At 62.6% G+C, this 15,346-nt stretch carries 11 protein-coding genes; all 11 read right to left on the minus strand.

Features of this window, described 5'->3' with window-relative positions; translation table 11 throughout:
• Positions 1-72: 72 nt before the first annotated feature.
• A complete protein-coding gene (locus Q8K05_RS04635) occupies positions 73-810 on the minus strand; it encodes a carbonic anhydrase (RefSeq protein ID WP_305245347.1) in 738 nt (245 codons plus the stop codon).
• Positions 807-1,685 (minus strand): peptidylprolyl isomerase, encoded by an 879-nt coding sequence (locus Q8K05_RS04640; RefSeq protein ID WP_305245348.1) that lies wholly within the window; start codon positions 1,683-1,685, stop codon positions 807-809. The genes Q8K05_RS04635 and Q8K05_RS04640 overlap by 4 nt, the downstream gene beginning before the upstream one ends.
• Positions 1,686-1,710: 25 nt before the next feature.
• Positions 1,711-2,430 (minus strand): respiratory nitrate reductase subunit gamma, encoded by a 720-nt coding sequence (narI, locus tag Q8K05_RS04645; RefSeq protein ID WP_305245349.1) that lies wholly within the window; start codon positions 2,428-2,430, stop codon positions 1,711-1,713.
• Positions 2,427-3,122: a nitrate reductase molybdenum cofactor assembly chaperone gene (gene narJ / locus Q8K05_RS04650; protein WP_305245350.1), complete on the minus strand. Its 696-nt coding sequence runs from the start codon at positions 3,120-3,122 to the stop codon at positions 2,427-2,429. Before narJ ends, narI begins: the two co-directional genes overlap by 4 nt.
• A gap of 3 nt (positions 3,123-3,125) precedes the next feature.
• Entirely contained in the window at positions 3,126-4,658 is a 1,533-nt protein-coding gene (narH, locus tag Q8K05_RS04655) for a nitrate reductase subunit beta (RefSeq protein ID WP_305245351.1), read from the minus strand.
• An 11-nt stretch (positions 4,659-4,669) separates the two neighbouring features.
• A complete protein-coding gene (locus Q8K05_RS04660) occupies positions 4,670-8,482 on the minus strand; it encodes a nitrate reductase subunit alpha (RefSeq protein WP_305245352.1) in 3,813 nt (1,270 codons plus the stop codon).
• A 50-nt stretch (positions 8,483-8,532) separates the two neighbouring features.
• Positions 8,533-10,161: an antiporter gene (locus Q8K05_RS04665; RefSeq protein ID WP_305245353.1), complete on the minus strand. Its 1,629-nt coding sequence runs from the start codon at positions 10,159-10,161 to the stop codon at positions 8,533-8,535.
• A 26-nt stretch (positions 10,162-10,187) separates the two neighbouring features.
• The gene (locus Q8K05_RS04670; protein ID WP_305245354.1) at positions 10,188-11,456 is read right to left on the minus strand and encodes a nitrate/nitrite transporter; all 1,269 of its coding nucleotides are present in this window, start codon (positions 11,454-11,456) and stop codon (positions 10,188-10,190) included.
• A gap of 339 nt (positions 11,457-11,795) precedes the next feature.
• On the minus strand, positions 11,796-12,500 hold the full coding sequence (locus Q8K05_RS04675; RefSeq protein WP_305245355.1) for a response regulator: 705 nt from the start codon (positions 12,498-12,500) through the stop codon (positions 11,796-11,798).
• Positions 12,497-14,440, minus strand: coding sequence for a type IV pili methyl-accepting chemotaxis transducer N-terminal domain-containing protein (locus tag Q8K05_RS04680; protein ID WP_305245356.1), 1,944 nt, complete (start codon positions 14,438-14,440; stop codon positions 12,497-12,499). Before Q8K05_RS04680 ends, Q8K05_RS04675 begins: the two co-directional genes overlap by 4 nt.
• Before the next feature lie 11 nt (positions 14,441-14,451).
• Positions 14,452-15,346 (minus strand): DNA polymerase III subunit delta (holA, locus tag Q8K05_RS04685; RefSeq protein ID WP_305245357.1); only part of this gene is annotated, 895 nt, incomplete at its 5' end.

A 15,346-nucleotide genomic window follows, 5' to 3' on the forward strand; every position in this document is an offset into this window, starting at 1 on the left:
GTACCGTTTACATGCCAGTCAGTCCTTGACCCGGTTCAAGAATTTATCCGAATCTGTGATTTTTATAGCCAGTTAGGGGGTGGGTCTGCCCGGAGTGCCGAGGTTGGCATAACTGTCGTCGATTTCATTGAACACGGGACTGGAAATCGAATCTTCGATCGCCTGGTAAGGACCTGTACCGCTGTGGGAGGCCGTGGACGCCGGAACAAACTCGCCGCTTTTGACATCGAAGACATGGACCTCGCCTTCTTCAATCACGTAATGCCAGCCGTGCAGCGTGAGCCTTCCACCCTCCACTTCACGCCGGACAAAGGGGTAGTCCATCAGGCGTTCGAGCTGCAACACTACCGAGCGCTGCTCGGTGCGGCGCATCGCCTCGGGGCTGGGCTGCACCGGCAGCAAGGCCTCGCGGGCCAGCTTGAGCCAGGCCTGCAGCGCCACGGCTTCCTCGGGCACGCCTTCATAGGCGGCACGAATGGCCCCGCAATGGCTGTGGCCGCAGACGATGATGCGTTCCACCTGCAGGGTCAGCACCGCGTACTCAATCGCGGCCATGGTGCCGTGCAAGCCGTGCGAGCCGTCATAGGGCGGAATGAACGCGCCCACGTTGCGCACAATAAACAACTCGCCCGGCCCCGTGCCGGTCAGCAGATAGGGCACCAGACGCGAGTCCGAGCATCCAATAAACAGCGTCTTGGGATGCTGGCCCCGCGCCACCAGGTCCTGAAAGCGCTGCTGGTGCAGGGGAAAGTAATCGGATTGAAAACGCCGCAAACGCAACAGCAGTTCGTCGGCGGCGCCCTCGCTCATTGCACCAGAGGCGAATCGGCCCCTTCCAACGCGATGCCTTCCACCAGCGCCTGTCCCACCAGCAGCGTCATGTACTGGTGCAGCGCCCTGGCACGCGACTGCATGGTCAACAGGGCGGCAATGCGCTCGCGCACTTCCTCATAGGCTGGCTGCTTGCCGACACGGCGATTCAGCACCTCGATGATGTGGAAACCGAAGCGCGTGTGCGTGAGACGTGGATGCACCCCCATGCCCCACTGCGAATGCTTCTGGTGAAACAGTTCGTTGGCCAGCTCGGGGGCGCAGTCGTCAGGACCAATCCAGCCCAAGTCACCCCCTTGGGCACTGGTGGGACAGTTCGACAGCTCGGCCGCCAGTTGGGCAAAGCGATCCGGGTGAGCATCCTTGCGGGTGAGTTCCAGCAAGGCTGTCTCAGCATGGACCGTCAGGGCATGGACGTTGACGCCAGGCGTCACGGCAAACAGGATGTGCCGTACATGCAGCGCCTGTCCAACCATGAATTGCGGCTTGTTGGCTTCGTAATAGCGCCCGCACTCCTCTTCGCCAGGCTGGGGGGTCACCACCTCCCGGTCCACCATGGCCTCAATGACCTTGCGCTCGGCCTCGCCAAGCTCGGGCGCCGTCAGTCCGGTGTGGCGCGGCAGCAGGCCTGCCAGCACCGCCTGCTGGCGCAGCAGTTCGGAATAAGCCGATTCACGCAGCGTGGCCGTGTCCGGGCGCTGCCCCGGCGCATGCAAGGCAATGCCGTTGACATACGCCATGGTGGGTGCTGCAGTAGCAGTGGCGACGGCATCACCGGCCGTGCTCGCGCACTGGCAGGCGCCGCTGCCGCAGCCCCCGGACACGGCAGCAGGTGTGGAAGTTGGTGCGTTCATGAAATGACCTTCTGGTGACGACGTTTTAACGGTTGCCATGCGACTTGGGGGCGGGGACACCGAGACGGCGGCTGCGCACGATCTGGTACGGACGCACGAGATAGGCCACAGAGCCAAACCCGCTCCACACATGCACCAGGCGGGTGAACGGAAAGATCAGGAAGATCGACATGCCCAGGAACATGTGCGCCTTGAAGACCCAGCCCGCCTCTGCCAGCAGTTCTGGCGCGCCGGCCTGGAAGGTCACGATGGACTGCGCCCAGCCGGCCAGCTTCATCATCATGCTGCCGTCCAGGTGCTGTGCCGACAGGGGAATCGTGGCCAGGCCGAGCGCCAGCTGAAGCCAGAGCAGCCACAGCAGCACAATGTCGCTGGTTTTGGAGTTGACACGAATCCGCGGGTCAGACAGGCGACGGTGCAGCAAAATGGAGACGCCGATGAACCCGAGCAGACCAAACAGACCGCCTGAGGTCATGGCCACCACCTGCTTGGCACCCGCGCCGATGAAGGGCTCGTAGATGAAGTGCGGCGTCAGCATGCCGAAGGTGTGTCCGAAGAACAGAAACAGCACGCCGACGTGAAACAGGTTGCTGCCCCAGCGCAACTGGCCGGCGCGCAGCAGTTGCGAGGAATCGCTCTTCCAGGTGTACTGGTCGCGGTCGAAGCGGATCAGGCTGCCGAGCAGGAACACCGTCAGGCAGATGTAGGGGTAGATGCCAAAAAGAAAATCGTTCAGCGAAGTCATGCTTGCGCTCCTTCTATAGGACGTCCCTTGCGGACGATGTGAATCGGTTGCGGCTGGTCAGGCCTGGCCTGGCCCTTGGACGAGCAGCCGTCAAAAACGAGCGGCTCTTCCCAGGCCGCGTCTATCGGCTCTTCGGCGGCGACTTGCACCGGCTGGGCTTTTTCGCCGGCCAGCTCCAGCAGCGCGCCCAGCACGCAGGCGTAAGCGCTGCCGCGTTGCTGCAGCGCCGAAAAAATCGCGTTGAAAATATGCGCCATCTCGGCCAGGAACTCGCGCGCCTCGCGTGGCGGCTGCGTCGAGGTGAATTCGAGCACCACCGGCAGGAAGTCGGGCATCTCGCCTTCGGCCAGGTACATGCCTGCCTTCTCGTAGGTCTGCGCCAGGTCGATCATGGCCGGCCCACGGTCGCGCGAGTCGCCGTGCACATGCTCGAACAGGTGCAGCGAGGTGGCGCGGCCACGGTCAAAGAGTTCCACATAGGCGGCTTCGGTGTCGAGCGGCTCTGGATGCGCCAGCGAATCGATCAAGGCGTCAAGTTCGGCCAGCCGCTGCGGCGGCAGTGCGCGCTCGCCGTGCAACGCTTGGCGAAGTTCCGCGAGGTTGCCGCGCAGCTCGGCGTCGGGATAACCGAGCAGCCGGGCCAGCACGCGCAGGCTCTTGGACGCCACCGGAGGGTTGTTAAAAAGTGCCATGTCTCAGACCTCCACCTTGATGGGAATAGTGCGTTTTTTGTTGCCGCCAAACAGGCTGACGTCGCTGGCGCCGTCGGAGCAACCGTTGCCGAACGTAAAGCCACAACCTCCGCGCATATCGAACGCGTTTTCGGCGTATTCGCGGTGGCTGCTCGGGATCACGAAGCGGTCTTCGTAGTTGGCGATCGCCATGATGTGGTACATGTCCTCGACCTCGGCCACGGTGAGACCGGCTTGCTCCAGCACGGCCAGGTTCTGTACCTGGTCCACATGCTTGCTGCGCTGGTAGGAGCGCATGGCCAGCATGCGCTGGAGCGAACGAATCACCGGCGCGGTGTCACCCGCCGTCAGCAGGTTGGCCAGGTACTGCACGGGAATGCGCATCTGGGCGATGTCCGGCAGCTCGCCGTTGATGCCAATATGGCCTGCATTGGCCGCAGCGCTGATGGGCGACAGCGGCGGCACATACCAGACCATGGGCAGCGTGCGGTATTCGGGGTGAAGCGGCAAGGCCACCTTCCACTCCACGGCCATCTTGTAGACCGGGCTCTTGCGCGCGCCTTCGAGCCAGGCCTCGGGAATGCCATCCAGACGGGCCTGTGCGATCACCTTCGGATCGTGCGGGTTCAGGAAGATGTCGAGCTGCGCCTGGTACAGGTCCTTGTCGTCTTCCACGCTGGCCGCTTCCTGGATGCGGTCGGCGTCATACAGCACCACACCGAGGTAACGGATGCGTCCGACGCAGGTTTCGCTGCACACCGTGGGCTGGCCGGCCTCGATACGCGGGTAGCAAAAGGTGCACTTCTCGGCCTTGCCGCTCTTCCAGTTGTAGTAAATCTTTTTGTACGGGCAACCCGAAACGCACATGCGCCAGCCCCGGCACTTGTCCTGGTCGATCAGCACGATGCCGTCTTCCTCGCGCTTGTAGATCGAGCCCGAGGGGCAGGACGCCACGCAGGTCGGGTTCAGGCAGTGCTCGCACAGGCGCGGCAGATACATCATGAAGGTGTTTTCAAACTGGCCGACCATGTCCTTCTGGACCTGGTCAAAGTTGGCCAGGTTGGCGTCCTTGCTGCGCTTGGAAAACTCGCCGCCGAGGATTTCTTCCCAGTTCGGACCCCATTCGATTTTTTCCATGCGCTTGCCGGTGATCAGGCTGCGCGGCCGCGCGGTCGGCGTGGCCTTCATTTCGGGCGCCGACTGCAGGTGGTCGTAGTCGAAGGTGAAGGGCTCGTAGTAGTCGTCAATCTGCGGCATGTTCGGATTCGCGAAGAGGCGCATCAAGAGCTTCCACTTGCCACCCTGGCGCGGCTCGATCGAGCCATCGCTCTTGCGAACCCAGCCGCCGTTCCATTTGTCCTGGTTTTCCCACTCCTTGGGGTAACCAATGCCGGGCTTGGTCTCGACGTTGTTGAACCAGGCGTATTCCATGCCAGGACGGCTGGTCCAGACGTTCTTGCAGGTGACGGAACAGGTGTGGCAACCGATGCACTTGTCCAGGTTCAGCACCATGCCGATTTGAGCGCGTATTTTCATCTCTGTTCTCCTTAGGCGTGGGCTTCGGTCGAGGTCGAGCTGGGTTCGTCGTCCAGCCAGTCAATCTTGTCCATCTTGCGAACAACCACAAACTCGTCGCGGTTGGTGCCAATGGTTCCGTAGTAGTTGAAGCCGTAGCTGAACTGGGCGTAGCCACCGATCATGTGGGTCGGTTTGAGCACGATGCGTGTCACCGAGTTGTGGATGCCGCCGCGAATGCCGGTGATTTCCGAGCCCGGGGTGTTGATGATTTTCTCCTGGGCGTGGTACATCATGACCATGCCATTGTTCACCCGCTGGCTCACCACCGCGCGGGCCGCAATGGCGCCGTTGATGTTGAACAGCTCGACCCAATCGTTGTCCACAATGCCGGCACTCTTGGCATCGTCCTCGCTAAGCCAGATGACCGGCCCGCCGCGATTGAGCGTGAGCATCATCAGGTTGTCACTGTAGGTGGAGTGAATGCCCCACTTCTGGTGCGGCGTAATGAAGTTCAGCAAAATTTCGGTATTGCCATTGGGCTTGATGCCATGAATACCAGCGGTGGTTTTCAAATCGACCGGCGGACGGTAGCTGGTGAAGCCTTCGCCGAAAGCAGTCATCCAGGGATGGTCCATGTAGAACTGCTGGCGACCGGTCAGCGTGCGCCAGGGGATCATCTCGTGCACGTTGGTGTAGCCCGCGTTGTAGGACACGGTCTCGGATTCGATGCCGCTCCAGGTCGGTGAGCTGATGATCTTGCGCGGCTGGGCCTGGATGTCGCGGAAGCGGATTTTCTCGTCTTCGCGGTGGATCGCCAGGTGGGTGTGGTCCAGGCCGGTCTGCTTGCCCAGGGCCTGCCAGGCCTTGACGGCGACATGGCCATTGGTCTCCGGCGCGAGCTGCAGCACGACTTCGCAGGCATCGATGTCGGTCTCGATCTTCGGCATGCCGCAGGTCACGCCCTCGGCCGTATGGAAGCCATTGAGTTCGCCCAGTTGCTTCACCTCGGTCTGGGTGTTCCAGTTGATGCCTTTGCCGCCATTGCCCACTTTGTTCATCAGGGGGCCCAGGGCCGTGAAGCGCTTGTACACGTTGGGGTAGTCGCGTTCGACCACGGCCATGTTGGGCGCTGTCTTGCCGGGAATCAGGTCAATCTCCCCTTTGCTCCACTCTTTCACGCCGAAGGGCTGGGCCAGCTCGGCGGGGGTGTCGTGCATCAGGGGCGTCAGCACCATCTCGCGTTCCACGCCCAGGTGGCCCACGCACACTTCGCTGAATTTCTTGGCAAAGCCCTTGTAGATGTCCCAGTCGCTACGGGACTGCCAGGCCGGGTCCACCGCGGTGGACAGCGGGTGAATGAAGGGGTGCATGTCGCTGGTGTTGAGGTCGTTCTTCTCATACCAGGTGGCGGTGGGCAGCACGATGTCGGAGTACAGGCCGGCGGTGCGCATGCGGAAGTCCAGTGTCTCCTGCAGGTCAAGCTTGCCCTCGGGCGCCTTGTCGGGCCACACCACTTCGGTGGGTTTGGCATCGTCCTTGCCGAGGTCCTTGCCCTGCACGCCGTGGCTGGTGCCCAGCAGGTGCTTGAGGAAGTACTCGTGGCCTTTGCCGCTGGAACCCAGGATGTTGGAGCGCCACACGAACAAGTTGCTCGGCCAGTTGTCCGGGTGGTCCGGGTCTTCGCAGCTCATCTTGAGTGAGCCGTCCTTGAGCGACTTGACGACATAATCTTTCGCATCCAGGCCCTGGGCCTGCGCGTCCTTCACCACCTGCATCGGATTCGTCTGCAGCTGCGGTGCGCTCGGCAGCCAGCCCATGCGCTCGGCGCGCACGTTGTAGTCGATCATGCTGCCGCCGAACATTTTCTTGTCGGCCAGAGGCGAGAGCACCTCCTCCATGCCCAGCTTCTCGTAGCGCCACTGGTCGGTGTGGGCGTAGAAGAAGCTGGTGGAGTTCATCTGCCGCGGCGGGCGGATCCAGTCCAGCGCGAAGGCCAGCGCGGTCCAGCCGGTCTGCGGACGCAGTTTTTCCTGGCCCACGTAGTGCGCCCAGCCGCCGCCGCTCTGGCCGATGCAGCCGCACATCATCAGCATGTTGATGACGCCGCGGTAGTTCATGTCGCTGTGGTACCAGTGGTTCATGGCCGCGCCGATGATGACCATGGATTTGCCATGCGTCTTGTCGGCGTTCTCGGCAAACTGGCGGGCCACGGTGATGAGCTGCTCGCGCGGCGTGCCCGTGATGCGCTCCTGCCATGCGGGCGTGTACGGGGTGTCGTCGTCAAAGCTCTTGGCCGCCAGCTCGCCTGGCAGGCCGCGCGCCACCCCGTAGTTGGCCACCTGCAGGTCAAACACGGTGGCGACCAGGGCCTCGCGCTGCTCGCCGGCCTTGCCGAGGGAAATGCGCTGCACCGGCACGGTGCGCACCAGCACATCGTTGCTGCCGGCGCCGGTCGCATTGTTCGGGAAGTGCTCGCTGACGATGCCACCGAAGTAGGGGAAACCGACCTTGGCGGTCTCAAGGCTTGGGTTCTCACCCTCCATCACGGACAGCTTGAGTTTGACCTCGTTGCCATGCAAGGCTTCCTTCGCTTCGAGGTTCCATTGCCCCTCGTCGGCCCGGCCGTCAGGACCCCAGCGGAAACCGATGGCGCCGTTGGGCAGCACCACCTTGCCGCTGTCGTCAATGGCAACGGTTTTCCAGTCGGGGTTGTTGGCCTGGCCGAGATTGCCGTTGAAATCCGATGCGCGCACATAGCGGTCGGGCACCATGACGGTCTCGCCGCTGGGCAGCTGGTGTTCCTTGAGCATGACCAGCATGGGCATGTCGGTGTAGCGGCGCACGTAGTTGTCAAAGTAGGCGCTGCGCGGCTTTCCGCCATCGGGGAAGTAGAACTCCTTGAGAATGACGTGGCCCATCGCCATGGCGACCGCTGCGTCGGTTCCCTGTTTCGGGTTCATCCAGATGTCGGAGAGTTTGGCGACTTCCGAATAGTCGGGCGTGATCGCAACCGTCTTGGTGCCTTTGTAGCGGACTTCGGTGAAGAAGTGGGCGTCAGGCGTGCGCGTTTGCGGCACGTTCGAGCCCCAGGCGATGATGAAACTCGAGTTGTACCAGTCGGCCGACTCGGGCACGTCAGTCTGTTCGCCCCAGACTTGCGGACTGGAGGGGGGCAGGTCGCAGTACCAGTCGTAAAAGCTCATGCACACGCCGCCGATCAGGCTCAGGTAGCGGCTGCCGGCTGCGTAGCTGACCATCGACATGGCGGGAATCGGCGAAAAACCAATGATGCGGTCGGGCCCATGCTCTTTGATGGTGTAGACGTTGGAGGCCGCCACGATCTCGTTGACCTCGTCCCAGCTGGCGCGCACGAAGCCGCCAAGTCCGCGCACACTTTGGTAGTCTTTGCGCTTGGCATCAGACTGTGCAATGGAGGCCCAGGCGTCGACCGGATCCATCGACAGGCGCGCTTCGCGCCAAAGCTTGAGCAGCCGGCCGCGAACCAGCGGGTACTTCACCCTGTTCGCGCTGTACAGGTACCAGCTGTAGCTGGCGCCGCGGGCACAGCCGCGCGGTTCGTGGTTGGGCATGTCCCAACGGGTACGGGGATAGTCGGTTTGCTGGGTTTCCCAGGTCACGATGCCGCCCTTGACATAAATTTTCCAGGAGCACGAACCGGTGCAGTTCACGCCGTGCGTGCTGCGCACGATCTTGTCGTGGGCCCAGCGGTTGCGATAGGCGTCCTCCCACGTGCGGTCTTCAGCCGTGGTGACGCCGTGGTCGCCCGAAAACGATTCTCGGGGGTTGGAAAAGTGGCTTAGTCGGTCAAGAAAATGACTCATTGGATTCTCCGGTGAAACGGTAAAGCGGTAAAAAGCAGCGGTTCAGCGCGTCAGGGGTTTTTGATCTCGGCACCACTGCGCAGGTAGAACCACCAGTTCAGCACCAGGCACAGGGCGTAAAACACGGCGAAGCCGTACATCGCGACTTCGGGTGTGCCGGCCTTGATCTGGGCGCCGATCACCACGGGGGCAATGAAGGCGCCATAAGCGGCCACCGCTGAGGTCCAGCCCAGCACCGGGCCGGCCTGCTGGCGGTCAAATATCACGCCGATGGTACGGAAGGTGGAGCCGTTGCCAATGCCGCTGGCGGCAAAGAGCACGACAAACAGCCACATGAACAAGGAGAAGTACTGCTCAGGCGTGGCTGATCCGTAGGCCAGCAACATGACGTAGCCCACGGCGCCCGACGCCAGCACCATCACGGCCGATATCACCTGTGTCACGATGGAACCACCGACCTTGTCAGCAATCCAGCCACCCACGGGACGGATCAGGGCGCCCACAAAGGGGCCGATCCAGGCATAGGTCAGGGCCGAGGGTGCGTTCGGGTTCTTCAGTGTGTGCTGCATGATGCCTGCGGCGTCGGGCACGTGGCTGGTGCCGAAGATCACGGCAATCGACAGCGGCAGCGCCATCGAGAAGCCGATGAACGAGCCGAAAGTCACAATGTACAGAATCGTCATCGACCACGTGTGCTTGTTCTTGAATATCTCGAACTGCTTGTCGATGTTGCCCTTCATCTCTCCAAAGGCGGCGAGCTTCATGGAGAACACCGTGACGACCATGATCAGTGGCAAGGCCACCCACATGTTGAGCAGGCCCAGGCCGGTGGGTGCGGGCAGGTACAGATACAGGCCCAACACGCCGATGACACAGGTAATGCCCCACAAGTACAAAATCTTGCCAAAGGCGGCCACAGTGCCCCCATAGTTGGGTGACAGGGGCAGCAGGTTGTTCATGCCGAACCAGGCGGCGATGACCAGGGGGACCAGAATGGCGGCCCAGATGAAGCCGGCGTTCTGGATGTAGGTGGGCGTGCCAGCCAGAATCTTGCCGAAGATCCAGCCGGAATCCTTCATCAGCACCATCGAACCGCCACCGACGGCGCCAAACAAACCGACGGTCATCACCAGCGGAATCAGTATCTGCATGGTGGTGACGCCGAAGTTTCCCAGGCCCGCGTTGAGGCCGAGACCGGTGCCCTGCAGCCGTTTTGGATAGAAGCCCGAGATGTTGGACATGGAGCAGGCGAAATTGCCGCCACCAATGCCCGACAGGAAGGCGCAAGCCTGGAACACCCATAGCGGCGTGCTCTTGTCCTGCAACGCAATGCCGGTCCATACCGCCGGAATAATGAGCAGTGCAGTCGTCAGAAAGATGGTGTTGCGCCCACCCGCGAGGCGAATGAAAAACGAGGCGGGAATGCGCATCGTGGCGCCCATCAGGCCGGCGATGGCCGTGAGCGTGAACAACTCGGCGGGCTTGAACGGAAAACCCAGGTTGAGCATCTGCACCGTGATGATGCCCCACATGACCCAGACGGCGAAACCCACCAGCAGGTTGGGGATCGATATCCACAGGTTGCGGCTGGCGATGTGTTTGCCGGTGCTTTCCCAGAACTGTTCATCCTCCGGACGCCAGTCGGAGATGTCAGCACGATTTTTGGCTGTTGTATTCACATTGTTCCTTCAGAGTTGTTTTCAGGTCAATCCTTGAGGCTGAATGCGTTTGCATTGCGCCCCATGACTTCGGCGCGGCGCACCTCGGTCCAATACATCCAGATCAGCGACACCCAGACCACACCATACATCAGCATGAAGGCGCTGGATCGGATGCCGGTCAGGTCCATCAGCGCGCCGCACATTATGGGAAGAACTAAGCCGCCCAGGCCGCCCGCCAGCCCGACGATGCCGCTGATGGCGCCAATGTTGGCACCGTAGTCGTCGCTGATGTACTTGAAAACGCTGGCTTTGCCGAAGGCCCAGGCAATGCCCAGGATGAACATCAACCCAGTGAAGGTGTAGACGTTCAGGCCGAGATGAAAGGTCATCGGTCCGTTGATCGTGAGGATGGTGAAGTCGGTCTGCGGATACGACAGCAGGAACAGGCAGACCCAGCTCACCCACATCACCCACCAGGTCACGCTGTGCGCGCCGTACTTGTCGGACAGGATGCCGCCGAAGGCGCGCAGCACGCCGCCCGGCAGCGAGAAGCAGGCCGCCAGCAGGGCCGCCACGCGAATATCGAGGCCAAACTCACCGACGTAGTACTGCACCATCCAGAGCGACAGGGCCACATAGCCGCCGAACACGATGCTGTAGTACTGGCAGTACTTGAGGACTTTCGGGTCCTTCAACGCCTTGAGCTGGTCGCTGAACTTGACGTGGCTGGGCACCAGGTGCGAGGGGTCGCTGTAGCTGAACAGCCAGAACAGCACCAACGCGGCCAGCATGATGACCGCATACACCTGCGGCACCATGGCCCAGCCAAAGGCCACCAGCAGCACCGGCGCCACAAACTTGTTGACGGCGGCGCCCGAGTTGCCGGCGCCGTACACACCCATCGCCATGCCCTGGCGATTTTTGGGGAACCAGCGCGCCACATAGGGCGTGCCGACCGAGAACGAACCGCCGGCCAAACCAACAAACAGGCCAATCACGAGGAAGTGCCAGTAGACCGTGGCATAACTCATGAGCCAGATCGCGGGTATCGTGACGGCCATCAGGACCGCCATGACGATGCGCCCGCCGTAGCGGTCGGTCCAGATGCCCAGCGGGACGCGGATCAGCGAGCCCGTCAGCACCGGCGTGGCCGCGAGCAGGCCAAACTCCGTGGCATTGAGGTTGAGCATCTTCTTGATCGGGATGCCGATCACGCCAAACATCATCCAGACCATGAAGCAGACCGTGAACGCCAGCGTGCTGACGATCAGCACCGACCACGCTTTTTTTGAATTACCCAGTTCAGAAGCCATGTTTCTTTCTCCAGAAGACATGCACTGACTGTCGGGTTTTCCCGGGGCGTTGACCATCCCCCGTTGGAACGTAAGGAAATGCAAAAAAGAACTAGGGCGACGCAGTCGGCCTAGTTCCAAAGAACTAGGGCCGGATCAAACTGAAGCCAGTTTCAGGGTCCCCCGATGCCATCACCAGCGTATGCCGGGGCAGCGTAGCCAAAACCATAAATTTAAGCATTTTAGGCCTGCAGCCCAAGCAACACGGGAACTATTAGCTATCAAAACAGGAGCATCAAGAGTTAACACTGGCGCACCCGGACACGGAAAAGTGGTTTGCACGCCCTTTGCTGATCGCTGTCAGTCCGCGTCCTGCCCGGCGGCGTACACCGCAGCCTGCACACGCGAACTCAGCTGCAGCTTGCGCAGAATGTGCTGGACGTGGATCTTGACCGTGGTTTCGGCGATGTCGAGCTTGCGCGCAATGACCTTGTTGCTGTCGCCGCGCGCAATGTGCGTGAGCACTTCGCGTTCGCGGGCCGACAGCAGCGCCAGGCCCGGCGGGTCGCGTGGCGGCGGCGCGCCATTCGCGCTGCCCGCCTCCAGCGCGGCAGCTTCGCCCGCTGCCGTGGGCGGCGCCTTGGCGCGGAAGGCGGTAACCAGCTTGGTCATCAGTTCCGGGCTGACCACCGACTCCCCGGCGAGCACTTTGATGATGAACTCGGACAGGTGATCGAGTTCCACGGTTTTGAGCAGATAACCGTCGGCGCCGGCCTGCAGCGCTGCGGTCAGGTCGTCCTCGTTTTCGCTCACGGTCAGCATCAGGATGCGGGTGCCCGGGGCTGCGTCCTTGAGCGACGCGATCCCGTCCACACCGCGAACCCCCGGCAGGTGGTTATCCAGCAGGATCAGGTCAGGCCTGCTGCGCTCCACGCAACGCAGGGCTTCGCCGATGTCGCCGGCCTGGCAGGACACGTCAAACCGCTCGTCGAGCGACAGCAGCGCGATCAGCCCCCGGCGAAACAGGGTGTGGTCATCTACCACCAGCAGCCGGATTTTTTTCATCTTATTGTTTCCTCAGCCGCCGGGCTTGGGTTTGGCAGCGGGTTCACATCCTGAGCACCCGTTGCCCCACCACCGGTTACCGGGTGATGCGGCAGCGTCAGGGTGACCGTGGTGCCCTGGCCCGGCCCGGATACCACCGTCACCCCGGCGCCTATCCGTCCGGCGCGCTCGCTCATGATTTTCATGCCCACGTGGGATGCGCCTCGGCTTTGGTGGGTATCGAAGCCGGTGCCATTGTCGCGCACCAAAAAGCGCCAGCGCGCGCCCTTGAACACCTCCAGATCGACCTGCGTGGCGCCGGCGTGCTTGCGTACATTGGAGAGTGCCTCCTGAAGCACATGCAGCACTTGCACCTGGACGTCAGAGGGCAGCGGCAGGCCGTGGCCCTGGACCTGCAGATTCGCTGGCAAGCCGGTCTGATGCTGGAACTTCTGCAGCGTTTCCTGCAAGGCCTGCTCGATGTCGTCGGTGTTGGTGCGCGTACGAAAATGCACCAGCAGTTCGCGCACGTCGCCAATGCTTTCCCGCAGCCCGGTGTCCAGTTCATCAAGCGCTGTTTGTACCTGCGCGGCCTGCGTACGCTGAATGGCGGTTCGCAGCAGTTGCACCTGGATCTTGAGAAAAGCCAGCGACTGCGCAATCGAGTCGTGCAGTTCGCGCGCCAACAGGGCACGCTCCTCGGCGACGGCGGCTTCACGTTCCAGGGCGGCGGCGCGCAAGCCCTCCAGGGCGCTGGCCAGGTGACTGGCCAGCGCATCCAGCAGTTCGGTTTCGTCCGCGCTCAGCATGACGCAAGAACGGAAGAACAGGTTGAACTCGCCCAGCAGGCGCTGCTGCAGCCGGATCGGCACGCTGACCACGCTTTCGTACCCCGCCCGGGCGCAATGGCGCACCGGCGCTTCGTCATGATTCAGGATTGGGATCACGCGCGTGCGGGCGTCCGGCCGCAGGTTGCCGCAGGCGCAGGCACCAGCCAGCAGGCTACGCTCCTCCTCCTCCAGGTCTTGCGGGAAACAGTCCGAAGCCAGCATCAGATAGCGCTGGCTGGCCTCATCGGACCAACGGACCGCCGCAGCATCAGCCTTCATGAGGGTTCGCACGCGCTGGGCAAACCCGCGCGCCAGTTCGTTGATACTGTTGGCCTGGGCCAGAAAGGCGCTAACCTCGTACAAGGCCTTGAGCCGCGCGTGCTGCGCCTCGATGCGCCGCGTCTTGGCTTCGACCTTGGATTCCAGCCCTCCGTAAAGCGCGTTCAGGGTCGCGGCCATGTGGTTGAAACCGGCCGCCACCTGGCCAAACTCGTCCTGCGTGTCGACCTCGATGCGTGCGGCAAAATCGCCAGCCTCGACCTTGCGCAGCCCCTGGCGCAGGCGCCCCAGCGGGTTGATCACATACTGGTAGCCGGTGTAGAGCATCACCACCGCCCCGCCAATGGCGAACGCCATCATCAGGAACTGGAACAGATTCAAAATAGCCGTCAGCCGGGAAAGATGCTGCTCAATCACAAGCACGAGACGGTCGATGGCATCCACGAAATCGCCAGCCGCCTGCAGCGAATCCTGCGTCGTCGGCGGCGGCTCGGCCAGCCACTGCGGGCGCTGTTCACGCCACAGCGACTCGACAACGGCAAAGCGCTCGTGAACCTGTTCATCCCAGGGCACGAACAGCGGCCGGGACGGGTCGCCGACCCGCAACACGGCCAGATTCTGATCGAAACGGATCACGAGATCCTGCAACTCGGCCCGCGCCATGCCGCCCTGCACGGCGCTGACCAGGCGCCACGTCTGCATGCGCATGCGCCCAGCCTCGTTGACAGCCGCAGCGCCGCCTTCAAGCTGCCAGGTCACCCACAAGGTCAGACCGATGGACGACAACGCGACAACCAGCAAGCTGGCGCCAATGCGCATGAGTTTTTTGGACAGGGAAGCGGTCTGCCGCATAGCCCTGGCCCCTAGCCCCTTGCGCCAGCCGCCGGCAGGCGCGGCCTGCGGGACGCAGAAGGCGCAGCACATTGCGCGCACACCATGCCCGCGAGCCGGTGCAGCGCCTGCCAGCCGTCCAGCGGCCAGTCAGGCTGCTTCAAGCCCTTGACGATGCCGTCCACCTGCTGCGCAGCCTGCAGCAGCCGGGCCAGTGCGGCGTCCTCCATGTGAGGCAGCACGCGCTCGAACAGTTTTTCCTTGGCGCCCCACACGCGGTTGTCGCGCAGCGCCATGGGCATGGGGCGGCCGGCGTTCAGCGCGTCTTTGACGCGCTTCATGCTGCGTATGTCCTCGGCCAGCGCCCAGTGCACCAGCACCTCGGCGGTGCCTTCGGCTTGCAGGCCGTCGAGCATGCGCGCCACACGCACCGGCTGGGCGCCCAGCACCGCTTCGGACAGCTTGAAGACGTCGTAGCGCGCCACATTGAGCACGGCGTTTTCAACCTGGTCAAAACTGAGCGCGCCGGTCGGGTGCAGCAGCGCCAGTTTCTGGATTTCCTGGTGCGCCGCCAGCAGGTTGCCCTCGACCCGATCGGCAAAAAACTGCAGTGTGCGCTGACCCTCGTCGCCCGCCGCCACGCGCTGGCCCTGCAGTTGCAGGCGCTGCGCAATCCACTGCGGCAGGGCGCGGCGATCAACCGGGTCGAACTTGACGGTGACGCCAAAGCTGTCGAGCGCGGCAAACCAGGCGCTCTTGCTGGTCATGCTGTCCAGCCGGGGCAGCAGCACCAGGGTCAGCGTGGTGTCGTCACCCTGGGCGCGCTCGGCCAGTAGCTGCAGCGCCACCGAGCCGACCTTGCCGGGCTTGCCGCTGGGAATGCGAATGTCAACCATCTGTATGTCGGCAAACAAACTCAACGAGCCA

Source organism: Polaromonas sp. (assembly GCF_030682935.1).
Taxonomy (GTDB): Bacteria; Pseudomonadota; Gammaproteobacteria; order Burkholderiales; family Burkholderiaceae_C; genus Polaromonas.

What these genes read in the sequence shown, in the direction of transcription:
- Q8K05_RS04635 (WP_305245347.1), bottom strand. Translation starts at nt 810, where the DNA reads ATGAGCGAGGGCGCCGCCGACGAACTGCTGTTGCGTTTGCGGCGTTTT.
- Q8K05_RS04640 (WP_305245348.1), bottom strand. Translation starts at nt 1,685, where the DNA reads ATGAACGCACCAACTTCCACACCTGCTGCCGTGTCCGGGGGCTGCGGC.
- narI (WP_305245349.1), bottom strand. Translation starts at nt 2,430, where the DNA reads ATGACTTCGCTGAACGATTTTCTTTTTGGCATCTACCCCTACATCTGC.
- narJ (WP_305245350.1), bottom strand. Translation starts at nt 3,122, where the DNA reads ATGGCACTTTTTAACAACCCTCCGGTGGCGTCCAAGAGCCTGCGCGTG.
- narH (WP_305245351.1), bottom strand. Translation starts at nt 4,658, where the DNA reads ATGAAAATACGCGCTCAAATCGGCATGGTGCTGAACCTGGACAAGTGC.
- Q8K05_RS04660 (WP_305245352.1), bottom strand. Translation starts at nt 8,482, where the DNA reads ATGAGTCATTTTCTTGACCGACTAAGCCACTTTTCCAACCCCCGAGAA.
- Q8K05_RS04670 (WP_305245354.1), bottom strand. Translation starts at nt 11,456, where the DNA reads ATGGCTTCTGAACTGGGTAATTCAAAAAAAGCGTGGTCGGTGCTGATC.
- Q8K05_RS04675 (WP_305245355.1), bottom strand. Translation starts at nt 12,500, where the DNA reads ATGAAAAAAATCCGGCTGCTGGTGGTAGATGACCACACCCTGTTTCGC.
- Q8K05_RS04680 (WP_305245356.1), bottom strand. Translation starts at nt 14,440, where the DNA reads ATGCGGCAGACCGCTTCCCTGTCCAAAAAACTCATGCGCATTGGCGCC.